Source organism: Peribacillus sp. NPDC076916, from assembly GCF_050269675.1.
Classification (GTDB): Bacteria; Bacillota; Bacilli; order Bacillales; family DSM-1321; genus Peribacillus; species Peribacillus aracenensis.
This window is the reverse complement of record NZ_JBNNIU010000001.1, coordinates 185,986-208,753: the sequence shown is the minus strand read 5'-3', so window position 1 is coordinate 208,753 and position 22,768 is coordinate 185,986. Positions and strand designations below refer to the sequence as shown.

23 protein-coding genes are annotated in these 22,768 nt (G+C 41.7%); all 23 read left to right on the top strand.

Annotated elements, in window-relative coordinates; all coding sequences use genetic code 11:
* Positions 1-59: 59 nt before the first annotated feature.
* The 23 genes from mraY to ACQKFG_RS00905 all read left to right on the top strand — a co-directional run bounded on the left by mraY (position 60) and on the right by ACQKFG_RS00905 (position 22,584).
* Entirely contained in the window at positions 60-1,037 is a 978-nt protein-coding gene (mraY, locus tag ACQKFG_RS01015; RefSeq protein ID WP_192203963.1) for a phospho-N-acetylmuramoyl-pentapeptide-transferase, read from the top strand.
* Positions 1,038-2,390 (top strand): UDP-N-acetylmuramoyl-L-alanine--D-glutamate ligase, encoded by a 1,353-nt coding sequence (gene murD / locus ACQKFG_RS01010; RefSeq protein WP_192203964.1) that lies wholly within the window; start codon positions 1,038-1,040, stop codon positions 2,388-2,390.
* A 160-nt stretch (positions 2,391-2,550) separates the two neighbouring features.
* The gene (gene spoVE, locus ACQKFG_RS01005) at positions 2,551-3,651 is read left to right on the top strand and encodes a stage V sporulation protein E (RefSeq protein ID WP_192203965.1); all 1,101 of its coding nucleotides are present in this window, start codon (positions 2,551-2,553) and stop codon (positions 3,649-3,651) included.
* Positions 3,652-4,004: 353 nt separating this feature from the next.
* The gene (gene murB / locus ACQKFG_RS01000; RefSeq protein ID WP_192203966.1) at positions 4,005-4,913 is read left to right on the top strand and encodes a UDP-N-acetylmuramate dehydrogenase; all 909 of its coding nucleotides are present in this window, start codon (positions 4,005-4,007) and stop codon (positions 4,911-4,913) included.
* A 130-nt stretch (positions 4,914-5,043) separates the two neighbouring features.
* A complete protein-coding gene (locus ACQKFG_RS00995) occupies positions 5,044-5,826 on the top strand; it encodes a cell division protein FtsQ/DivIB (RefSeq protein WP_349729619.1) in 783 nt (260 codons plus the stop codon).
* On the top strand, positions 5,813-6,505 hold the full coding sequence (locus tag ACQKFG_RS00990; protein ID WP_427555548.1) for a DUF881 domain-containing protein: 693 nt from the start codon (positions 5,813-5,815) through the stop codon (positions 6,503-6,505). Before ACQKFG_RS00995 ends, ACQKFG_RS00990 begins: the two co-directional genes overlap by 14 nt.
* Positions 6,506-6,547: 42 nt before the next feature.
* Positions 6,548-7,258, top strand: a complete 711-nt coding sequence (locus ACQKFG_RS00985) for a DUF881 domain-containing protein (RefSeq protein ID WP_342615346.1) — start codon at positions 6,548-6,550, stop codon at positions 7,256-7,258.
* Positions 7,258-7,623, top strand: coding sequence for a small basic family protein (locus ACQKFG_RS00980; RefSeq protein ID WP_098371078.1), 366 nt, complete (start codon positions 7,258-7,260; stop codon positions 7,621-7,623). Before ACQKFG_RS00985 ends, ACQKFG_RS00980 begins: the two co-directional genes overlap by 1 nt.
* A 263-nt stretch (positions 7,624-7,886) precedes the next feature.
* Complete coding sequence (gene ftsA, locus ACQKFG_RS00975; protein ID WP_192203970.1) at positions 7,887-9,185, top strand: cell division protein FtsA; 1,299 nt, start codon at positions 7,887-7,889, stop codon at positions 9,183-9,185.
* Positions 9,186-9,229: 44 nt separating this feature from the next.
* Positions 9,230-10,387 carry a cell division protein FtsZ gene (gene ftsZ, locus ACQKFG_RS00970; RefSeq protein WP_034313879.1) on the top strand — a complete coding sequence of 386 codons (1,158 nt, stop codon included), beginning with the start codon at positions 9,230-9,232 and terminating at the stop codon, positions 10,385-10,387.
* A gap of 492 nt (positions 10,388-10,879) precedes the next feature.
* Positions 10,880-11,806, top strand: a complete 927-nt coding sequence (spoIIGA, locus tag ACQKFG_RS00965; RefSeq protein WP_427555543.1) for a sigma-E processing peptidase SpoIIGA — start codon at positions 10,880-10,882, stop codon at positions 11,804-11,806.
* A gap of 58 nt (positions 11,807-11,864) precedes the next feature.
* On the top strand, positions 11,865-12,584 hold the full coding sequence (sigE, locus tag ACQKFG_RS00960) for an RNA polymerase sporulation sigma factor SigE (RefSeq protein WP_034313874.1): 720 nt from the start codon (positions 11,865-11,867) through the stop codon (positions 12,582-12,584).
* Between the two features lie 150 nt (positions 12,585-12,734).
* On the top strand, positions 12,735-13,514 hold the full coding sequence (gene sigG / locus ACQKFG_RS00955; RefSeq protein WP_034313871.1) for an RNA polymerase sporulation sigma factor SigG: 780 nt from the start codon (positions 12,735-12,737) through the stop codon (positions 13,512-13,514).
* A 227-nt stretch (positions 13,515-13,741) separates the two neighbouring features.
* Positions 13,742-14,011 (top strand): YlmC/YmxH family sporulation protein, encoded by a 270-nt coding sequence (locus ACQKFG_RS00950; protein ID WP_076366653.1) that lies wholly within the window; start codon positions 13,742-13,744, stop codon positions 14,009-14,011.
* A 55-nt stretch (positions 14,012-14,066) separates the two neighbouring features.
* Entirely contained in the window at positions 14,067-14,894 is an 828-nt protein-coding gene (pgeF, locus tag ACQKFG_RS00945; RefSeq protein WP_349729621.1) for a peptidoglycan editing factor PgeF, read from the top strand.
* A gap of 2 nt (positions 14,895-14,896) precedes the next feature.
* Complete coding sequence (locus ACQKFG_RS00940) at positions 14,897-15,568, top strand: YggS family pyridoxal phosphate-dependent enzyme (protein ID WP_427555539.1); 672 nt, start codon at positions 14,897-14,899, stop codon at positions 15,566-15,568.
* A gap of 21 nt (positions 15,569-15,589) precedes the next feature.
* The gene (locus tag ACQKFG_RS00935; RefSeq protein WP_076366647.1) at positions 15,590-16,054 is read left to right on the top strand and encodes a cell division protein SepF; all 465 of its coding nucleotides are present in this window, start codon (positions 15,590-15,592) and stop codon (positions 16,052-16,054) included.
* 6 nt (positions 16,055-16,060) lie between these two features.
* Entirely contained in the window at positions 16,061-16,327 is a 267-nt protein-coding gene (locus ACQKFG_RS00930; protein WP_053345253.1) for a YggT family protein, read from the top strand.
* A gap of 132 nt (positions 16,328-16,459) precedes the next feature.
* Complete coding sequence (locus tag ACQKFG_RS00925) at positions 16,460-17,233, top strand: RNA-binding protein (RefSeq protein WP_192203973.1); 774 nt, start codon at positions 16,460-16,462, stop codon at positions 17,231-17,233.
* Positions 17,234-17,318: 85 nt separating this feature from the next.
* Entirely contained in the window at positions 17,319-17,834 is a 516-nt protein-coding gene (locus ACQKFG_RS00920; RefSeq protein ID WP_034313857.1) for a DivIVA domain-containing protein, read from the top strand.
* A gap of 393 nt (positions 17,835-18,227) precedes the next feature.
* Positions 18,228-20,996, top strand: coding sequence for an isoleucine--tRNA ligase (gene ileS / locus ACQKFG_RS00915; RefSeq protein WP_342615808.1), 2,769 nt, complete (start codon positions 18,228-18,230; stop codon positions 20,994-20,996).
* Positions 20,997-21,203: 207 nt separating this feature from the next.
* A complete protein-coding gene (gene lspA / locus ACQKFG_RS00910; protein WP_192203974.1) occupies positions 21,204-21,674 on the top strand; it encodes a signal peptidase II in 471 nt (156 codons plus the stop codon).
* Positions 21,667-22,584 carry an RluA family pseudouridine synthase gene (locus ACQKFG_RS00905; protein WP_076366639.1) on the top strand — a complete coding sequence of 306 codons (918 nt, stop codon included), beginning with the start codon at positions 21,667-21,669 and terminating at the stop codon, positions 22,582-22,584. The genes lspA and ACQKFG_RS00905 overlap by 8 nt, the downstream gene beginning before the upstream one ends.
* Positions 22,585-22,768: the final 184 nt, after the last annotated feature.

Sequence of the window (22,768 nt, the reverse complement as noted above, 5' to 3'; positions counted from 1 at the left end):
AGAAAAGACATCAAGCAGATTTTTATATTTGAATTGTGTTAGGAATGAGGGAGTAAGGAATGTTGGAACAAGTGATTTTTTATACGATTTTGGTGGCGTTTTTAGTAACCGTTCTTCTTTCGCCGATTTTCATCCCGTTTTTAAGAAGATTGAAATTCGGGCAAAGTATTAGGGAAGAAGGCCCACAATCGCATCTGAAGAAAACTGGCACACCCACCATGGGCGGTTTGGTCATATTATTATCTGTAACCATCGCTACACTAGTCATGACTTTGAAATTTTCGTCACCTTCAACTGAAACGTATTTATTATTATTCGTTACTTTAGGTTTTGGTTTATTAGGTTTCCTGGATGATTTCATCAAAGTGGTCATGAAGCGAAACCTGGGATTGACTTCCAAGCAAAAACTGCTTGGACAAATTGTGATTTCTGTCATCTTTTACTTTGTCTTTAAGCAGACAGACCGTTTTAATCCAGAATTGACTATTCCAGGTACTGACTTTGCTTTTGATTTTGGCTGGTTTTATCTGTTTATCGTTATTTTCTGGCTCGTAGGTTTTTCGAATGCCGTCAATTTGACGGATGGGCTTGATGGACTTGTCTCAGGAACATCTGCCATTGCCTTTGGTGCTTTTGCCATTTTGGCCTGGAGTCAGTCACAATATGATGTCGCTATTTTTTCAGTGGCGGTTGTTGGTGCAGTACTCGGGTTCTTGGTATTCAATGCACATCCAGCAAAGGTTTTCATGGGGGATACGGGTTCCTTGGCCCTTGGGGGGGCGATCGCAACCATCGCCTTGTTAACGAAGCTTGAAATCCTCCTGGTGATCATCGGCGGAGTCTTCGTGATTGAGACGCTCTCGGTCATCTTGCAGGTAGGATCTTTTAAGACGACTGGTAAACGTATTTTTAAAATGAGTCCGCTTCATCACCATTATGAGCTTTCCGGCTGGTCGGAATGGCGCGTCGTCGTTACTTTCTGGACAGTGGGGCTGCTGTGTGCGGTACTCGGAATCTATTTAGAGGTGTGGATATAATTGAAAGAGACTGCAAAGTATTCAGAGAAAAAGATATTAGTATTGGGTTTGGCAAAAAGCGGAGTGATTGCAGCTTCGCTTCTACATAAATTAGGTGCTTTCGTGACGGTTAATGACATGAAGCCATTATCGGAAAATCCTGAGGCTCAAGGACTTCTTGAACAGGGAATCAAAGTCATCTGCGGCAGTCATCCGATCGAGCTTCTTGATGAGGGTTTCGAGCTGATCGTGAAAAACCCGGGAATCCCCTATCGGAACCCTATCGTAAAAGGGGCATTGGAAAAAGGGATCCCTGTTATCACGGAAGTTGAACTGGCCTATCAGATAAGTGAGGCGCCTTTCATAGGAATCACTGGTACAAATGGGAAAACGACCACTACAACATTGATATACGAAATGTTGAAGACCGGTGAAAAATCCCCGCTGGTTGCAGGTAATATCGGGACAGTGGCTTCTGGTGTTGCTGAAAATGCAAAACCCGATGATTCGATCGTCATTGAATTATCATCGTTTCAGTTAATGGGAATAGACGAATTCCGTCCTGAAATTTCAATCGTGACAAATTTGTATGATGCACATTTGGATTATCACAGTTCCAAACAGGAATATGTCGAAGCAAAAGCTGCGATTACGAAAAATCAAATAGCCTCAGATTTCATGATTTTTAATGCAGATCAAGATCTTGTTTTGTCCATGGCGAAAAAGACCAAGGCTGAACTTGTTCCTTTTTCAGCTGAAGTGAAACATGAGAATGGAGCCTATGTGGAAGATGGTGCCGTCAGTTTCCGAGGAGAAAAAATCATTGAAGTTTCAGAAATAGCCCTTCCTGGTAAGCACAATTTGGAAAATGTGCTTGCGGCCATCTCAGCGGCCAAACTGAAGGGTGTAGCTAACGAAGCCATTCAGACTGTACTGAAAACATTTTATGGTGTGGAGCACCGTCTGCAGTTTGTGGCAACGATCGATCACCGTAAATTTTATAATGATTCGAAAGCGACGAACATTCTAGCAGCATCCAAAGCGCTAACTTCCTTTACTGAACCTGTCATCTTATTGGCGGGCGGTTTGGATCGCGGAAATGAATTTGATGAGTTGAAACCGGCGATGGAAAATGTCAAAGCCGTGATAACTTTTGGTGAAACGGCAGAAAAAATTGAACGGGTAGCAAAAGAATTAGGAATAGCGAATATAAAACGTGTCGATAATGTAGAAAAGGCCGTGCCGGCTGCATTTGAATTATCAAATGAAGGCGACTGCATTCTTCTCTCCCCGGCTTGTGCAAGCTGGGATCAATATAAAACTTTTGAGCAAAGAGGAGACATGTTTATGGAGGCCGTGCATAAACTTAAGTAAGAGCTTTCGCAGAGAGAAGTTAACTTGCTTCTACGTTGACACCATGGAAAAAAGCGATAATGAGCCGTTATCGCTTTTTTTTTGACTAAAGTGCTGACAAGCAATCAGCATTGATGTTTTATATTCGCAGGCTCGAAAAACTTCCTAGAGGTGGATGTCCGTGCCATTAAAAAAATCGAATCCTGATCTCATTCTCATTATCGTCACCTTAAGTCTTTTGACTGTTGGATTAATCATGGTTTACAGCGCGAGTGCCATTTGGGCAACATATAAATTTGATGATTCGTTTTATTTTGCTAAAAGGCAGTTGCTATTTGCCTGCGTTGGTGTCATAGCCATGTTTTTCATCATGAATGTGGATTACTGGACGTGGCGGACATGGGCCAAAATCCTTATCATCATTTGTTTCATTATGTTACTGGCTGTGCTTGTACCAGGTATAGGAATGGCGAGAAATGGTTCGAGAAGCTGGATTGGTGTAGGTGCCTTTTCGGTGCAGCCCTCTGAGTTCATGAAGCTGGCGATGATCGCTTTTTTAGCTAAGTTTTTATCAGAACGGCAAAAGTTGATCACCTCCTTTAAAAAAGGGATGCTTCCATCCTTGGGTTTAGTGTTTTTGGCATTTGGATTGATCATGTTACAGCCGGACCTTGGAACGGGAACGGTGATGGTTGGAACGTGCATCGTTATGATTTTTATATCCGGGGCAAAAATCAGTCATTTTGTCGGCTTGGGGCTAATCGGGGTAGCAGGTTTTGTTGGTCTGATTTTATCAGCGCCCTACCGGATAAAAAGGATCACGTCTTTTCTGGATCCTTGGGAAGACCCTTTGGGCAGTGGATTTCAAATGATTCAATCGTTTTATGCAATCGGACCCGGGGGATTGTTCGGATTGGGACTCGGGCAAAGCCGCCAAAAGTTTTTCTATTTACCAGAACCGCAGACTGATTTCATCTTTGCCATACTTTCCGAGGAACTTGGCTTCATCGGGGGTTCTCTGGTCATTTTATTATTTGCGCTCATGCTTTGGCGGGGCATTCGGATCGCACTTGGCGCCCCTGATTTATATGGGAGCCTTGTAGCGGTGGGGATCATTGCAATGGTCGCCATTCAAGTTATGATCAATATAGGTGTGGTAACGGGTTTGATGCCAGTTACGGGTATCACCTTGCCCCTCTTAAGTTATGGCGGTTCATCATTGACGCTCATGTTGATGGCGATTGGGGTGCTCCTGAATATTAGCCGTTATTCAAGGTTCTGAAAATAAGTGAAATATAGGGTTTGGCTAAAGGGAAGTTCTGTTAAACGCAGGGCTTCCTTTTTTACGTTGAAAACCTTTGCAGGAAAACGATTTTGGATTGTGCTTTGCCGAAATTTAGAAATAAATGAAATGCCGCTTAAATATTACCATGTATGAATGTTGAGGAATCCACAATAAATATTGGCAATACGTCTTTGTTTAGACTATAGTATAAGAGGGTTAGGCCGTACTGGGGCTTGCTTCTGCTCATTTTCTGCTAAAAAGGCGTAATTAATCTTGTCATTTAAGTGACCTCATGGAAGAGGAAATGAAAATTATAACTTGGAATTTTTGGAACAACAAGGAGGTTTATCATGGATAATGTGATAAAGCAATTAACTGAAATGAAAATCGGCAAAGTTCTTGAACAGGAACCGCTTGCAAATCATACAACTATGAAAATTGGGGGGCCGGCTGATTTATTCATCGTGCCGTCATCCATTGAAAATATAGAAAAAACAATGAAGGTCATCAAAGAAAATGAGATTCCATGGACGGTGATCGGCAGGGGCTCGAACCTACTTGTCAGTGATGGCGGAATTGAAGGTGCCGTGCTTAAATTGGGTAAAGGACTTGATCATCTCGAGATAAATGGGCCGGAGATCAAAGCAGGAGCTGGGGTATCGCTTGTCAGCCTGTCCGTACAAATCAGTAAAAAAGGATATGCAGGATTGGAATTTGCCAGTGGGATTCCCGGTTCCGTCGGCGGAGCAGTCTATATGAACGCTGGTGCACACGGTTCCGATATGAGTGAAATTCTCAAGGAGGCACATGTTCTATTTGAAGATGGAACCTTAGCTTGGCTTTCGAAAGAAGAAATGGAGTTTTCTTATCGAACTTCTCTGCTTCAGAAGAAAAGACCTGGTATTGTACTGGAAGCGATTTTTCAATTGACAGAGGGTGATAGAACCGAAATCGTTGAAAGAATGCAGAATAACAAGAATTATCGTAAAGATACCCAGCCGTATAATCTTCCGTGTGCCGGGAGCATATTTAGAAACCCACTTCCACACCATGCTGGTAAATTGGTCGAAAATGCAGGCCTGAAGGGACATTCTATTGGCGGAGCTCAGATTTCACCAATGCATGGGAACTTTATCGTTAACACAGGTAATGGAAGCGCAGCGGATGTTCAAGCGTTGATACAGCATGTGAAGGATACTGTGTTTGATAAATTTGAAGTCGAAATGGAAACAGAAGTGGAAATTATCGGCAGAAAATAATAGATTCATTATATCCAAATATTGTGATATAATGTGTTACCTTTTAAAGTTTGTTAATGACCAAATATAGAATTTGTCTTGATTTCGCACTGTCAAGAACCATCCATTTTTTCAGGAAGAGGTGAAGGGGATGGAAAAGGGGAAAATCGTTTCCATTGAGGACCGCATCCCGAAATTAAAACAATTAAGAAAAAGCAAAGCAAACAGGCGGCTTGTTCTTTTGCTTTCCCTTTTCTTCATTCTGGTTGCTTGTGTGCTATATTTCTTATCTCCGTTAAGCTATGTGAAATCCGTGCAGGTAGAGGGAAATCGTTATATTACTTCCAAACAGATCATTAAACTGAGTAAGGTGAAGAAAGATCGAAGCATCTGGAAGGTTGATACAGGGGAAGCTGCAGCCAATATCAAAAAAAATCAAGAAATAAAAAGCGTTAAGGTGACTCCGATATTTCCTAATTCCATAAAAATTACGGTGTCGGAACATAATAGGATGGCATATCTGTCCAATAATGGGAAGTTTGCTCCCATTTTGGAGAACGGGTCCGTTTTAGAGGAGTTGGCAACAGGCGAAATTCCAGTATTTGCCCCTGTTTTAATTGGTTTCAAAGAGGGTAAAGCATTAAAGTTGCTTTTAGAAGAGCTGGACAAGCTTCCTGTCGAGATTCAGAATGCCATTTCAGAAATTCATTACGCTCCAACCAAAACTGATGTCTACCATATCGTCATGTATATGAACGATGGGTTTGAAGTAAGTGCGACAAGCCGGACTTTATACGAGAAAATGATTCACTATCCATCAATTGTCAGCCAGTTGGATCCGAATGTAAAGGGAGTCATCGATCTGGAAGTGGGTTCTTATTTTAAGGCATATGAAGACGCTGAACAAAAGGAAGACACTAATGAGGAAAATTAATGGCAAACGGGTGGTTTTACCCCTGGTTTGCGTAGTTCTCGGATTCATGATTGCCTTCTCTTACAATCTGACCAAAGAAGGTGAGGGTGCAGGGGAGGACAAGGCCTGGGATCAGGAATATGAACTCAGGCAGCAGCTGATTGAACAAGAGAAGCAGAACCGGGAACTTCAGAAGGAACTCCTTCAGAAGCAAGAAAATGTATCCCAAATAGAAAAAGACCTAGCGCAGGAAAAGCAGCTTTTTTTCAATTTGGCAAAGGATACGGAAAAATACCGTATGTTTCTCGGGAAAGTGAAAGTAAAAGGCTCAGGCCTGCAGGTGACTCTTGAAGATGGTACGGATATGGATTCAAAAGCCAATGTTAATAATTACCTCGTCCATGAACAGCATGTCTTCAAGGTCGTCAATGAACTATACATATCAGGTGCAGAGGCTGTTGCGATTAACGGTCAAAGGTTAAATCATGATTCATACATAATCTGTAATGGGCCTGTGATTACAATCGATGGTCATCAACATCCTGCTCCCTTCATCATATCTGCGATTGGGGACCCGGATGTCCTGGGTGCTTCACTGGACTTACCCGGTGGCATCAAGGAACAGCTGGTTAATGAGAATATTATCTTTACAGTGGAAAAGCAAAAGAATATCATTTTTGATCCAATTATTGGAGGGTGATCAGACCGCCGGATTCGATGAAAGATTGGTGAGAAACTGGAAATGAAAAAAAAGCTTTCTTTTAGTTTGGTTACGTTGATTGCTGGCTTCATGCTCGCTATTCAATTCAATTTGGTGAATCAGCCTGTCGTTTCCGATACAAGGGATATGTGGGAGCTGAAAAATGATTTATTGAAAGAACAGCAGACCCAGGCGGATTTAATAGAGGGTATCAGAAAGCTTGAGGGAAAAATAGCATCCTATGAAACAAAGAAAAATGAGAGTAAGGAAGAAGTATTGCGTGACACCCTGACCGAATTAAAGACAGACGCAGGTTTGACCGAAATTAAAGGTAATGGGGTAATCGTATCTATACAGCCCATCAAAGCAGATATCCTACTTGGTGAGAAGGTCGAGTATATTTCACCTGTTTTGATCATTCGGCTCATTAATGAAATGTATAGATATGGCGCTGACGAAATTTCCATTTCAGGACAAAGGTATATATCAACATCGGTTATTCGTGATATTAATGGGCAGCCGAAAATGGACGGTTATCCTCTTGTTCATTACCCGGTCGAAATAAAGGCGATAACCGTTAATCCAAAGAAACTGAAGCAACGCATTGAAGGTTCCGAACTTATGGATGATTTCTTTATAGATAATTTTGAAGTGCAGATCGATGTACCTTCCGGTGAGTTGACTTTGCCGGCCTACCAAAATGCTATTAATGTGGAACATATGGAACCCATTATGGATGGGGGGGAATCGTAATGTGGCTTCCGGTTTTTGGGTTATTAATTGGAATCACCCTTGGCTTTTTGGTGGATTTTGATATTCCCCATGAATATTCAAATTATCTTTCCATTGCCGTGCTTGCTGCTTTTGATACCTTATTTGGGGGCATACGGGCTCATTTGCAAAATCTTTATGATGAAGTTGTATTTGTAACAGGATTCTTCTTTAATATTGTTTTAGCCGCAGGTTTGGCTTTTCTAGGTGTACATCTTGGTGTAGACTTATATTTAGCCGCAATCTTTGTGTTCGGTGTTAGGCTCTTTCAAAATATAGCCCTGATTAGAAGGATCCTAATTGAAAAATGGTCCATTTCCCGGAAAAAGCAGAAAAAAAATCTATAATTTTAAAGGGAATTAAGTTATAAATGACGAATAGTTTATGGCAGTATCTAGTTTATTAAGTGTATCAGTCTCGTTGAGAAGCGAACAATAAGCACCATAAAGTGGGAAATCTACGAGTTTCGTTCGGGAAATACAAAATGAACCGAATATCCATGAAATTCGCGAGTTGTTGTAATCAGTTCTGTTATTCTATAATGTATAAGACTTCGATATAAAAATGTTAATCTACAATACATGTATAAAACTGAAGGAGGTGCCATGGAATGAACAGCAACGAAATATACGTAAGTCTTGACATCGGTACATCCAGTGTAAAAGTTATCATTGGGGAAATGGTCAATGACACATTAAATATAATCGGCGTAGGAAATGTTAAATCAGAAGGGCTCAAAAAGGGTTCGATCGTCGGTATAGATGAAACCGTCCAATCCATTCAAAAGGCTATAGAGCAAGCAGAACGGATGATAGGGATGGAGATTAAGAAGGTAATCGTCGGCATAAGCGGAAATCACGTGACGCTTCAGCCGTGTCATGGGGTAGTAGCGGTATCCAGTGACAATAAAGAGATTACCGAGCATGACGTTTTCCGTGTTAGGGAAGCAGCGGAGTTAATAACGATACCATCCGACAGGGAAATCATCGACGTGGTGCCGATTCACTACAAAGTTGATGAACTTGATGAAATCAGTGATCCAAGGGGCATGATAGGTGTCCGGTTGGAAATGAGGGGGATTTTAATCACAGGTCTTCGGACAATTTTACATAACACACTGCGCTGTGTGGAAAGGGCAGGGTTGGAAATAACCGATATTGCCCTTCAGCCGTTAGCCGCAGGTTCCCTTGTTTTATCCAAGGATGAAAAAGAACTTGGTGTGGCACTTGTCGATATTGGCGGTGGTTCCACGACTCTGGCAATTTTCGAACAAGGCTATTTACAATATACGTCTGTGATACCTATAGGCGGGGAAACACTTACGAAGGACCTTTCCATCGTTCTAAGGACAACGATGGATGAAGCTGAGAAAATAAAAGTAAAGCATGGACATGCCTTTTATGATGATGCGTCTGAAGATGAAGTATTCCAAATACCGATCATCGGCAGCGATCAGCAGCAGACCTGCAACCAGTTAATGCTTTCGGATATCATTGAAGCGCGGGTGACCGAAATATTCGAGTTGATTCAAGATGATTTGAAGAGACTTGGATTCCAGGATATACCAGGTGGTTTCGTGTTGACCGGGGGCGTCGTCAAGATGCCGGGAGTTCTGGAGCTAGCTCAATATGTGTTCCAAAACCGGGTAAGGACAGCTGAACCGAATTACATTGGTGTCAGGGAACCCCAATACACGACAGCTGTTGGTTTGATTAAACACGCATGCAAGAAAGAGAGAATGCAAAAAAACACCGCTAATAAAACTCCTGTAGCAGCTGGACAAGCTCAAGAAGATAACGACCAGCGCAGCCAGAAGGTTTCTCAGAAAAACAAAGAGAACACGGCTAAAAAACAAGGTGAAAAAGGTGAATCTAAATTCAAAAAAATCCTGGGTTACTTTTTTGAATAACAATCATTAAGAATCGGGAATTTCGTCAAAATAGGAGGATTGTCATGTTGGAGTTTGATTCTAATCTAGAACAATTAGCAACGATAAAAGTAATAGGTGTTGGCGGCGGCGGAAACAATGCAGTAAACAGAATGATCGAGCATGGTGTACAGGGTGTTGAGTTTATTTCTGTCAATACTGACGCACAGGCTCTTAATCTATCTAAAGCAGAAATCAAAATGCAAATCGGTGGGAAACTTACTCGTGGTTTGGGAGCAGGTGCCAATCCCGAAGTAGGAAAAAAAGCTGCCGAAGAAAGCAAAGAGCAGATTGAAGAAGCGCTTAAAGGGGCAGATATGGTTTTCGTAACGGCTGGAATGGGCGGCGGTACGGGAACAGGGGCTGCTCCTGTCATAGCGGGCATCGCTAAAGATCTAGGGGCTCTTACAGTGGGTGTAGTTACACGTCCATTTACTTTCGAAGGCCGAAAACGTGCAACACAGGCACAAGGCGGGATTTCATCCATGAAGGAATCGGTTGACACACTGATCGTCATTCCGAACGACCGCCTCCTTGAAATCGTCGATAAAAGCACGCCGATGCTTGAAGCATTCCGTGAAGCCGATAATGTACTTCGCCAAGGTGTACAAGGGATTTCAGATTTAATTGCTGTTCCAGGTCTTATTAACTTGGACTTTGCCGATGTGAAGACGATCATGTCCAACAAAGGTTCCGCACTTATGGGAATCGGGATTTCCTCAGGGGAAAACCGTGCGGCGGAAGCGGCGAAAAAAGCCATTTCCAGTCCGTTGCTTGAAACATCGATTGATGGTGCCCAAGGCGTACTGATGAATATTACAGGTGGCACGAACCTAAGTCTTTTTGAAGTCCAGGAAGCGGCCGATATCGTGGCTACTGCATCCGATCAAGACGTAAACATGATTTTTGGTTCGGTTATCAATGAAAACCTTAAAGATGAAATCGTCGTTACGGTAATTGCAACAGGTTTTAACGAGGTTGAAGCTTCAATTAGGCCTACTGGACGTCCAACACTCGGACAACAGCAGCAATCAAGACCTCAGACACAACAAACGCCACAGTCAAACGTGAAGCGTGAAGTGAAGAGAGAAGAAGTCAATGAACAGCCTGCACGTAATGCCAATCAAGGTGATGAGGCCTTGGATATTCCAACCTTCCTCCGTAACCGTAATAGACGCCGTTAATACCGACGTCATTTGCCGTTCCCATTTGGGGACGGTTTTTTGTCGTTAATAATGTGAACTCTTAAAAGCAATTGGTGTCAATTGACCTTATAATGGGGCGTTTCACTCGGACCGAAGTGATGAATGAATTCTGCATTATTGGATCCATGATCTTTTCTGGCTATCCTGTGAGCTGGAAGACGGAATTGTACTGGGGGGAATGACTTGGCAGAAGGGAGTCCACATCATTTGTTCACTTTCATTCATAAATGTAAAAAGATGAAAGAGCAATAAATTATTAAACTTTTATAACATAAATCGACAGAAGTAAAAGGGAGCAGGATAGTCTCTAAGACGGTATTGAAAATATCAATGGCTGTTTTTCTACAAAAAGGGTAAAAATGACTGAAAAACTCTTAAGTTTTCAGTACAAAAAGTGACACACTTTCTAACGGCAGGTACGCTATACTTTTTGCTAGTGGAAGGTTTGTTAATAAAAGGAGGGGAGGGTGTTTGACTTTATATTTAGATGTGATCTGGTTGTTGAATTGGTTATTTGACTGCCTCCTTTTATATTGGACCGCAATCATTCTTAAACGAAGGGTAGCTCTTTGGCGGGTATGCATCGGCGGATTGATTGGTTCCTTCATTATCGTATTGGCATTCACTCCTTTTTATGCAATTGCCGACCGAGTGTACATGAAGATTTTAGTATCCCTTGTCATGGTGCTGGCAACCTTTGGGTTTAATAGTTTGAAACTTTTCATGAAATCGGTGGCCACTTTATATTTCGTGACGTTTTTATCGGGAGGTATCCTTCTGGGACTTCACTACTTATTTGAATTCCAAATCGTGTCCAAGGACCCTGGTCAATATGCAGGAATCAACCGTTTTGGCGACCCTGTCAGCTGGATATTCGTAATGATCGGGTTCCCGCTCGCATGGCAATTTTCCAAGCGAACACTAGAAGGGATGGAGATGACCAAGCTTACACATGAACAAATGGTTTCGGTTTCGGTAAAAATCTCTGACTTTGAAGGGAAATTTCATGGATTGGTGGATAGCGGCAATCAACTATATGATCCGATTACACGCTCCCCGGTCATGATCATCTCTCTTTCAGGAAGGGAAGCAGGAATTCCGGACGATATGCTAGAGCTCTTTAAAAATCCTGATAACCTGATAAGTCAGGAAACGCAGCCAGAATATTCATGGACAGGAAGAATGCGTGTCATCCCTTATAAAGTCGTGGGCCATGAACATCAGCTGTTAACCGCAATCAAACCGGATTACATTAAAATCATTCAAGGAGAAAAAGAATTTCATGTCAAGCAGGGTCTCGTTTCGTTTACCTTTCAGCAACTCTCTCCCGACAATAGCTATCAATCTATCGTTCACCCGAAAATGTTAACCGGGATACCGGTGCAAAATGCCTCCTGAACCATCAATTCACTCTTTAATTTGACCCATAATCCGTTTATTAGAAGGGAGAATTATTTTGAAGAAATTCATTCTTCGGCTCACTTATTTTTGGTACAAACTATTGTTCAAGCTCGGATTGAAAACGGACGAAATATTTTATATAGGAGGGAGTGAGGCACTGCCCCCGCCCCTTTCGAAGGAAGAAGAGGCAATACTGATCAATAAATTACCCAATGGCGATGAAGCTGCACGTTCGATCTTGATTGAACGTAATTTAAGGCTGGTGGTTTATATTGCCAGGAAATTCGAAAATACTGGGATCAATATTGAGGATTTAATCAGCATTGGAACCATAGGTTTGATCAAAGCTGTGAATACATTCAATCCTGAGAAGAAAATAAAACTCGCTACATATGCTTCGAGATGCATCGAGAATGAAATATTAATGTATTTACGCAGAAATAACAAAATCCGTTCTGAAGTTTCTTTTGATGAACCCCTGAATATTGATTGGGATGGAAATGAACTTCTGTTATCCGATGTACTTGGAACGGACGATGACATTATCACGAAAGACCTTGAGGCAAATGTTGACCGTAAGCTGCTGACAAAAGCACTTACACAGTTATCCGAACGTGAAAAACAGATAATGGAACTCCGTTTTGGGCTTGCAGGCGGAGAAGAAAAAACCCAAAAGGATGTTGCCGACATGCTGGGGATATCCCAATCTTACATTTCACGTTTGGAAAAAAGGATTATTAAGAGGCTTCGTAAAGAATTTAATAAAATGGTGTAAAAAAATAAAGTGCTTAAATGTCAATCAAATCAATACTTTGATACCTATATTGAAAAATAATGGGGATTTTCTGTTCTAGCCATGTGCATATTTTTTCCTCCCGCGGAAATACTGTTTTTTGTACAGCGCTCCTGTGAGGAGGGAATAATTTTGTCTCGTAATAAGGTTGAAATCTGCGGTGTGGATACATCAAAATTACCGGTTTTAAAGAATGAAGAAATGCGAAAACTCTTTAAAGAACTGCAAGATGGCGATATTTCAGCAAGAGAGAAACTGGTAAACGGGAATCTTCGACTCGTTCTAAGCGTCATTCAACGCTTCAACAATCGGGGAGAGTATGTAGATGATCTATTTCAGGTAGGCTGTATAGGGTTGATGAAGTCGATAGATAACTTTGACCTAGGTCAAAATGTTAAGTTTTCAACGTATGCTGTTCCGATGATTATTGGAGAAATCAGAAGATATCTTCGTGACAATAATCCGATTCGGGTATCCCGTTCTTTAAGAGACATCGCTTACAAAGCTTTGCAGGTAAAAGAAAAGCTCATAAGCCAGACCCTTCGTGAGCCGACAGCTGAAGAAATCGCCAAGGTGTTGGAAGTGCCTCATGAAGAAATTGTTTTTGCACTAGATGCTATACAAGATCCAGTTTCACTTTTTGAACCGATTTATAATGATGGCGGGGATCCGATTTATGTACTCGACCAACTGAGTGATGAAAAAAATAAAGATAGTACCTGGATTGATGAAATAGCTATAAATGAAGGCATGAGACGGTTGAATGACCGGGAAAAAATGATCCTTCGCAAACGGTTTTTCCAAGGAAAGACGCAAATGGAGGTAGCCGAGGAAATCGGCATTTCACAAGCACAGGTCTCCCGATTGGAAAAAGCGGCAATCAAACAAATGAATAAAAATATCCAACAGTAGAAGCTGGGCATGAGAAAAGTTAGCTGAAGCGGGTAGGGCAAAAATGTCAATACCCGCTTAACGCTACTTATCCATAGCGGCTTTTTTATTTTGTTGAAAATCCCTTCCGGAAGGGATCGTGATCGAATGGACGTTTATTTATCGTATTCTTCATCCTTGAGAGCATCATGTCATATACATAGGAATAGGACCTTCATCTATGATGAAATTTTGAGGAGCTGAGTGATGTGACCAGGATTTCCGAATTTCAAATTAAGGATATCGTCAATATAGCGGATGGCAAGAAATTAGGTAATATGTCAGATCTTGAAATCAATACGGCCACGGGGAAAATAGAGGCCATCATCGTTTCTAATGGAACTAGATTAATGGGTTTTTTTGGCAGGGAACAAGATATTGTGATCCCATGGCGTAAAATAAAAAAAATCGGTGCAGATGTCATCCTTGTTGAGCATCAGACTGTTTTTCAAGCAGAAGTGAAAGATGAACGGTTTTAAAGGTGCGTGGCCCAAATATATGATACACTAGACTAAAAATAAAGAGGTTTATAGCATGAAAGAGCCATTTGTTTTAATCAAAGATCAATATATGCTCATTGACAGCTGGAGACAAAAAAATCTCCAGCTCGTAGCGGGCTTCACCACAAAAAATGGGGGAGTCAGTACAGGTGAATTTCAATCATTGAATACCGGTTTTCATGTAGGTGATAAACTTGAAGATGTCCAGGGAAACCGCAGGATTATAGCTGATAAGCTGACGTTCCCGCTTAATGAATGGATAGGCGCCGAGCAGACACATGAAACGAAAATCCATCAAGTTACCAGCCGCGATGGCGGGAGAGGTGCTACGGATTATGATTCAGCCTTTAAAGCGACTGACGGATTCTATACGAAGGACCAAAATGCTCTATTGACCCTTTGCTATGCAGACTGCGTGCCCTTATACTTTCTTGCTCCTGCACATGGTATGATTGGGGTGGCACATGCCGGCTGGAAGGGTACGGTTAATGGAATTGCACGAAAAATGGTTGAGGCATGGCTGAGTGAGGGTATAAAAGCTAGTGAGATATTTGCTGTTATTGGACCGTCGATTTGTTCGAAGTGCTATGTAGTTGATGATTATGTCATGGATTTAGTGCAGAATATGCTGGTAGATATTGACGAAAAGCCCTATAATTTAATCAGTGAAGGACAATATCAGTTAGACCTTAAGCAACTTAATGCATTGATTCTTCAAAAATCAGGAATTCCAAAAAGTCAGATCGACGTTACATCATACTGTACCAGCTGTGATCATGAGTTGTTTTTTTCACATCGCCGTGATAACGGGAAGACAGGCAGGTTGATGAGTTTTATCGGTTGGAAGGAGGATTTAGAGTAACAGTGAAAGTAGTGGACAATTTAAAAAACATCGAAGAAAAGATAAATAGAGCATGTGAGAAAAGCGGAAGGGACCGTGAAGCGATAAAGTTGATCGCGGTGACGAAATATGTTTCGGTCGAGAGAGCGAATGAAGCATTGGAAGCGGGAATACTTGATTTGGGTGAAAACCGTGACGAAGGGCTTTTGACTAAATATGAAGTACTGAAGGACAAGCCAAACTGGCATTATATCGGTTCCATGCAAACACGCAAAGTAAAGAATGTCATCGATAAAATTTCGTATATCCATTCATTGGATCGCATTTCTTTGGCAGAAGAAATTCAAAAACGTGCAAATGAGCCGATAAACTGTTTAGTGCAGGTGAATGTTTCTGGTGAGGAATCAAAACATGGCCTGGGTCCTGAGGAGACGATGGATTTCATCAAAGGATTATCCAAGTTTGATAAGGTGAATGTTGCAGGATTGATGACAATGGCTCCACTGACCGATGATGAACAGGTTTTGCGGGAATGCTTCCGAAAACTGAAAGGCATCCAGGTTGAAATACAAAATTTAGAGTTGAAGCATGCCCCCTGTACTGAATTGTCCATGGGGATGTCCAATGATTTCATGATTGCCATCGAGGAAGGCGCTACAATGATCAGGATTGGTACAGCACTTGTAGGCGAATAATTTTAAGGAGGTACCCTATAGATGTCGTTCGTATCAAAATTTAAATCTTATTTCGCGCTGGATGATGAGTATGAGTACAAGGATGAAGTGATGGAAGAAGAGGAGGCTGAACCAAAAGTGGTGAAGTCAGCTAAACAGCATCAGTCCGCTTCTGCAGGGAATCATGCCAATCAGAATATCGTAAGTTTGCAAAGCGTACAGAAATCTTCTAAAGTAGTATTATTGGAGCCCCGAGCTTATGCAGAAGCCCAGGAGGTAGCCGACCATTTAAAAAACAGGCGTGCTGTAGTCGTTAACCTTCAACGGATCCAGCATGACCAAGGAAAGCGAATCATTGATTTTCTAAGTGGGACTGTTTATGCAATCAGCGGGGATATCCAAAAAATCGGAACAGATATATTCTTATGTACCCCGGACAACGTCGATGTTTCCGGTAATATTACCGGCTTCGCCGCCGAAGAGGAGTACGAAGAAGCGAGGTGGTAATGGTTAATGGGTTTAGTGCTTCAGGGTTTATATTATTTAATTGAAATTTATTCAATGGCATTAATCGGTTACATATTGATGTCATGGTTCCCTAATGCTAGGGAGACATCGATTGGTCAATTTCTGGAAAAGATTTGCGAACCGTATTTAGAACCGTTCAGAAAGTTCATCCCGCCACTTGGCATGATCGATCTTTCACCTCTTGTGGCTTTGCTGGTACTTAATTTTGCCAGCGGTTATGGAATCTATTACTTACAGACTTTAATAGGATGATCAACAACTAACCTGACATGATCTTACTACACAGTCGGAAGATTCTCCGCTGTGTAGTAGCAACGCAGAGCCGTTTAATCAATTCCTTATGATCGTCCATTAATTTGATAACTAAGGAGCATTTATTCAATCATGAGTATTTATCAGCATTTCAGGCCGGAGGAAAAAGATTTTATTGACCAGGCTATGAATTGGATCGATCAGGTTAAAAATTCCTACGCTCCGAAACTATCTGATTTTCTTGATCCGCGTCAGCAGGAAATCCTTACTTCCTTATTGGGGAATGATCCCGATGCGAAACTGCAATTCAATGGCGGGGGCGATTTCGTAGAGCGAAAACGTGCGCTCATTTACCCTGATTATTATTCTCCTGAACCATCGGATTTCAATATCTCCTTATACGATATCTCCTATCCAAAAAAGTTTGTTACGCTTGAACATAGGCAAATACTTGGAACCTTAATGTCACTAGGGGTAAAACGTGAAAAATTTGGTGATATAATAGTGACGGAGGAGCACACTCAGTTTATAGCTGCCGAGGAGATGGATTCGTATCTCACAGGGAATCTGGAGAAAATAGGTAATGCTTCTGTTTCCATCAGACGGCTTCCAATCGAGGATATCGTCCAAATTAAAGAAAAATGGGAAGAGCAAGTAACCACCGTCAGTTCTCTTAGGATTGACAGTGTGCTTTCGTCCGTCCTGAACATGTCCCGTCAAAAAACGCAGGCCTTGATAGCGTCAGGTAAAGTAAAGGTGAATTTCAAGCAAACGGAAAACGTCTCGGAAGAATGCCGTGAAGGTGATACACTTTCCATCAGAGGTTTTGGCAGATGTAAAATAGCTTCAATCGATGGAAAAACCAAGAAGGATAAGTGGAGAATCTCGTTAGGCAGACAAAAATAATTCAATAAAAAGCAGGATTTATAAATTTATTGTCGAATATAGAGTTTTAACATACTAGAGTAGAAACCGTTCTGGAGGTGCCGTAATGCCCTTAACCCCGATAGATATACATAACAAGGAATTTAACAAAGTATTTCGTGGGTATGATGAAGATGAAGTTAATGAATTTCTCGACCAGGTCATTAAAGATTATGAACTGATTTTGAGGGAGAAGAAAGAACTTGAAGATAAACTGAACGAGACTTTTGATCGTTTGGGACATTTTACGACAATTGAGGGTACACTTAACAAGTCGATTATTGTCGCTCAGGAAGCAGCCGAAGAATTAAGGCGCAATGCCCAAAAAGAAGCGAAACTGATCATAAAGGAAGCAGAGAAAAACGCGGACAGGATCGTCAATGAGTCACTCGTGAAAGCAAGGAAAATAGCGATGGATATAGAGGATTTGAAAAAGCAATCCAAAGTATTCCGGACGCGTTTCAAAATGCTTGTCGGTGCACAGCTCGATTTGCTGGACAATGACGATTGGGATCATCTTCTGGATTATGAAGTGGATGCGACTGAAATAGAATTAAATGAGAGAGTGGAAGAGGAAATTTAAACGATTCCTTGACTTTGAACACTTTTTTCGCATATAATTTTTTAACAATACTATTCATTATGAAATTAGACGATGACAGGGAAAGTAAATTCTTCACACACTTATTTTTAGCGAACCGGGGATGGTGAAAGCCCGGAATAAGCGAAGATATTGAAGATCACCCTTGAGTTCTGAGTTGAACCTGCTTTTGCAGTAAGTAAATGAAGCGTTTCATTCACGTTACGAATGCTCGAGAGGTTGGATTCACTTTGTGAATCTTTCTAGCCAGGGTGGTACCGCGGGAAGCTAAGCTTTCTCGTCCCTTTTTTAGGGATGAGAGGGCTTTTTATTTTGGCCGGATATCAAGTCATCGGTTCGAATGAATTTATGTAAAGACGGATGGAGGATTTTATGATGGAATACAAAGATACCTTATTGATGCCTAAAACTGAATTTCCAATGCGGGGGAATTTGCCGAAGCGTGAACCGGAAATCCAAGAAAAATGGAATGAAATGAACATCTATAAAAAAGTGCAAGAACAAACGGAAGGGCGTCCTTTATTCATTTTGCATGATGGACCTCCGTATGCAAACGGCGATATCCATATGGGCCATGCAATGAACAAGGTTTTAAAGGATTTCATTGTTCGATTTAAATCAATGAGCGGTTTTCAAGCTCCGTATGTACCTGGCTGGGATACGCATGGGCTTCCGATTGAAACGGCATTGACAAAAAAAGGCGTGAAACGGAAAGAAATGAGCGTTGCCGAATTCAGAAAGCTTTGTGAAGAGTATGCTTATGGTCAGATTAACAATCAACGTGAGCAGTTTAAGAGAATAGGGGTCCGTGGTGATTGGGATAATCCTTATATCACATTAAAGCCTGAATATGAAGCACAGCAAATCAAGGTATTCGGTGAAATGGCGAAAAAAGGCTATATTTATAAAGGGAAAAAACCTGTTTATTGGTCCCCGTCAAGTGAATCAGCTCTTGCCGAAGCAGAAATTGAATATCAAGACAAACGTTCTGCATCCATCTATGTTGCTTTTGAAGTAACAGATGGCAAAGGTGTAATTGAAGAGGGCGTCAAAATCATCATTTGGACGACAACTCCATGGACGATTCCGGCGAATCTTGGTATTTCATTGCATCCGCAATTAAATTACGTAGTAGTGGCTGTCGAAAATGAAAAATTCTTACTTGCTGAGGCACTGCTTGAGTCGGTTACGGAAACATTAGGCTGGGAAAACCCGTCTATCCTGAAAACAGTAAAAGGAAGCGAGTTGGACCGTGCAGTTGCCAAACATCCTCTTTATGACCGTGAATCTTTAGTGATGTTAGGTGAACACGTAACGACTGAGGCTGGAACGGGTTGTGTTCATACTGCGCCTGGCCATGGTGAAGATGACTTTATCGTTGGGCAAAAATACGGCTTGGACGTACTTTGTCCTGTAGATGAAAAAGGAGTCATGACTGAAGAGGCAGGGGAATTTGCCGGATTATTTTATGATCAAGCAAATAAACCTATTACCGAAAAATTAACTGAAGCAGGCGCGTTATTGAATTTGACGTTCATTACACACTCTTACCCACATGACTGGCGGACGAAGAAGCCAACGATCTTCCGTGCAACAGCACAATGGTTTGCGTCAATCAAAGACTTCCGCAATGAACTACTGGAAGCGATTGAAGAAACCAAATGGGTACCGGCTTGGGGCGAAACGCGCCTATTTAATATGGTCCGTGACCGCGGGGATTGGTGCATTTCCCGCCAGCGCGCTTGGGGAGTGCCAATCCCAGTGTTTTATGCAGAAAATGGCGAGCCGATCATTACGGATGAAACAATCAACCATATTTCAAAGCTATTCCGCGAACACGGTTCAAACATCTGGTTTGAGCGTGATGCGAAAGATCTTCTGCCTGATGGCTATACACATGAAGGCAGCCCGAATGGTATCTTCACGAAAGAAACGGATATCATGGACGTTTGGTTCGATTCCGGTTCTTCTCATCAAGCGGTTCTTGAAGAGAGAGACGACTTGCGACGGCCTGCTGACCTTTATTTAGAAGGGTCCGATCAATATCGCGGCTGGTTTAACTCATCACTTTCAACAAGTGTTGCAGTTACAGGCAAAGCACCATATAAAGGTGTACTTAGCCACGGTTTCGCATTGGATGGCGAAGGCCGTAAAATGAGTAAGTCGATCGGGAACGTTGTACTGCCATCCAAGGTCATGAACCAACTTGGTGCTGATATCTTACGCCTTTGGGTAGCTTCGGTGGATTATCAATCGGATGTCAGGGTTTCCGATCCTATTTTAAAACAAGTTTCGGAAGTTTACCGTAAAATCCGTAATACATTCCGCTTCCTGTTAGGGAACTTGGATGGATTCAATCCAAAAACCGATAAAGTGGCAGTCCAAGAATTGCCTGAAGTCGATCGATACATGCTCGTTAAATTGAATAAACTGATCAAACAGTCGAAGCTAAGTTATGAAAATTATGAGTTTGCTACAATTTATAATATGGTCAATAATTTCTGTACACAGGATTTAAGTTCGTTCTACCTTGATTATGCAAAAGACATTCTTTATTGTGAGGCTCCGGATGGTAAAGAGCGCTTGGCCATTCAAACGGTCCTTTACGAATCATTGGTCAGCTTAACCAAATTGGTGTCACCGATCCTCTCTCATACAGCTGATGAAGTATGGGCGTTCATTCCGGGTGTAACGGAAGAAAGTGTACAGTTGACATTGATGCCTGAAGAAATTAACGTTGACGATGCTGAAGTTATTGAAGAAAAATGGACGGCGTTCATGGATGTCCGTGATAATGTTCTGAAAGCATTAGAAGAAGCCCGTAACAAGAAGGTCATCGGAAAATCACTGAACGCTAAAGTGATGGTATATGTTAATGAAGAAACGAAGAATCTGCTTGATGGCATCAAGGAAAGCTTTGAACAGCTATTCATCGTATCCGAATTCGAAGTCGCTGGCGATGTGGCAAATGCCCCAGCAGAGGCGGTTAAACTTGAGGATATAGCGATCCTTGTTACAAAAGCAGAAGGTGAAACGTGTGAACGTTGCTGGAATGTTTCGAAGGAAGTAGGTCAAGTGGAAGAACATCCAACACTTTGCCCGCGTTGTGCTACAGTCGTGAAAGAGCATTACGTGAATCAATAATACCCGCAAAAAAACCGGTCCTTTTATAAAGGGCCGGCTTTTTTTGTGGGAATGAAGCTAAAACCACAATAGGGAATTTTACCTTTATCCAATCTTCCCGATATTCTTCAGGTACAGTTAGCAGACTAATGCTTTTCGGATTAGTCATTATTTCTAGTTTATGCTACAATTCAAAAGTGAAGATTTGATTAGTTTGGGGGAAAAAATGTGTTTTATTATTTGATTGCCCTTTTGGTCATAGCTCTCGATCAGCTGACAAAATGGATGATTGTGAAAAAAATGGAGTACGGAGAAAGCATTGAAATTATTGAAAACCTTCTATATATCACCTCGCATCGTAATCGTGGGGCAGCATGGGGAATTCTACAAGGTCAAATGTGGTTTTTCTACATCATCACCATCGCTGTCATTATTGGACTTGTCTATTATATTCAGAAAATGGCGAAGGGAAGCATTTTGCTTGGAGTTGCACTTGCTCTCATGCTAGGCGGTGCGATTGGTAATTTCATCGATCGTGTTGCTCGTCAGGAAGTAGTGGATTTCGTTCATGCCTATATTTTCAGCTACAGTTTCCCGGTATTTAATGTTGCTGATGCTGCGCTTTCAATTGGTGTCGGACTGCTCGTGATTCATATGTTTTTAGAAGAAAAAAACGCTAAGGAGAAAGATAATGGATAAAAGGTTATACAGCATCGATGAAACACTAAAAGGAGTTAGGATTGATAAGGCTCTTTCCACTTTGAATGAGGAATGGTCACGTACTCAGGTCCAGCAATGGATTAAGGATGATCATGTTTTGGTAAATGGCACGGCGATAAAGACGAATTACAAAGCTATTCCTGGCGATACAATCGAAGTGACGATTCCTGATCTTGAGGAATTGGATGCGGTAGCAGAGGAAATGGATTTGGATATCTATTATGAAGATAAAGATGTACTCGTTGTTAATAAACCTAGCGGCATGGTCGTCCATCCGGCACCGGGACATGTATCTGGCACGCTTGTAAATGGATTGATGGCTCACTGCAAGGACCTTTCTGGAATTAACGGAGTCATGCGGCCTGGAATCGTCCATCGGATCGACAAAGATACATCAGGTTTATTGATGGTTGCCAAAAATGATATGGCACATGAGAAACTGGTACAGCAGCTTGTTGACAAAACGGTTACCCGTAAGTATCAAGCTGTAGTTCATGGTGTGATCCCTCATGACTTCGGGACGATCGATGCACCGATTGGCCGCGATAAAAAAGATCGCCAAAGCATGACTGTCACAGATTCTAATTCCAAAAATGCTGTCACGCATTTCCGTGTCATCGAACGCTTCAAAGCTTTCACTTTGGTGGAATGCCAGCTTGAAACAGGAAGAACACATCAAATCCGTGTTCACATGAAATACATTGGCTTCCCGCTGGCGGGAGATCCGAAATATGGTCCGAAAAAGACACTGAAATTAGATGGACAAGCGTTGCACGCGGGTCTTCTAGGTTTCATCCATCCTCGTACAAATGAGTATATGGAATTCGAAGCTCCGATTCCGGAAGAGTTTGAAAATCTAATTAATCAATTACGTAGAAGTAAGGATTGACAAATTCTTTTTTTTGATATATTATAATAACAACTTAATAAGAACCTTTAACACAGTTCAGAGAGACTGAGAAGGAAACGGATACGCAAAGTGGGATAACCATGCCCATGGCGAGTAAATCCTCATGCCTTCTTGGCATGAGGATTTTTTGTTGAAATTGACTATCAGAAAAAAGGAATCGGGG

Bases quoted from the DNA above. Each gene is read 5' to 3' on its own strand.
- mraY (WP_192203963.1), top strand. From the start codon at position 60: ATGTTGGAACAAGTGATTTTTTATACGATTTTGGTGGCGTTTTTAGTA.
- ftsZ (WP_034313879.1), top strand. From the start codon at position 9,230: ATGTTGGAGTTTGATTCTAATCTAGAACAATTAGCAACGATAAAAGTA.
- ACQKFG_RS00930 (WP_053345253.1), top strand. From the start codon at position 16,061: ATGGGTTTAGTGCTTCAGGGTTTATATTATTTAATTGAAATTTATTCA.
- ACQKFG_RS00980 (WP_098371078.1), top strand. From the start codon at position 7,258: ATGTGGCTTCCGGTTTTTGGGTTATTAATTGGAATCACCCTTGGCTTT.
- ACQKFG_RS00995 (WP_349729619.1), top strand. From the start codon at position 5,044: ATGGAAAAGGGGAAAATCGTTTCCATTGAGGACCGCATCCCGAAATTA.
- ftsA (WP_192203970.1), top strand. From the start codon at position 7,887: ATGAACAGCAACGAAATATACGTAAGTCTTGACATCGGTACATCCAGT.
- murB (WP_192203966.1), top strand. From the start codon at position 4,005: ATGGATAATGTGATAAAGCAATTAACTGAAATGAAAATCGGCAAAGTT.
- ACQKFG_RS00985 (WP_342615346.1), top strand. From the start codon at position 6,548: ATGAAAAAAAAGCTTTCTTTTAGTTTGGTTACGTTGATTGCTGGCTTC.
- pgeF (WP_349729621.1), top strand. From the start codon at position 14,067: ATGAAAGAGCCATTTGTTTTAATCAAAGATCAATATATGCTCATTGAC.
- ACQKFG_RS00990 (WP_427555548.1), top strand. From the start codon at position 5,813: ATGAGGAAAATTAATGGCAAACGGGTGGTTTTACCCCTGGTTTGCGTA.
- ACQKFG_RS00925 (WP_192203973.1), top strand. From the start codon at position 16,460: ATGAGTATTTATCAGCATTTCAGGCCGGAGGAAAAAGATTTTATTGAC.
- ACQKFG_RS00905 (WP_076366639.1), top strand. From the start codon at position 21,667: ATGGATAAAAGGTTATACAGCATCGATGAAACACTAAAAGGAGTTAGG.
- ACQKFG_RS00920 (WP_034313857.1), top strand. From the start codon at position 17,319: ATGCCCTTAACCCCGATAGATATACATAACAAGGAATTTAACAAAGTA.
- ileS (WP_342615808.1), top strand. From the start codon at position 18,228: ATGGAATACAAAGATACCTTATTGATGCCTAAAACTGAATTTCCAATG.
- ACQKFG_RS00935 (WP_076366647.1), top strand. From the start codon at position 15,590: ATGTCGTTCGTATCAAAATTTAAATCTTATTTCGCGCTGGATGATGAG.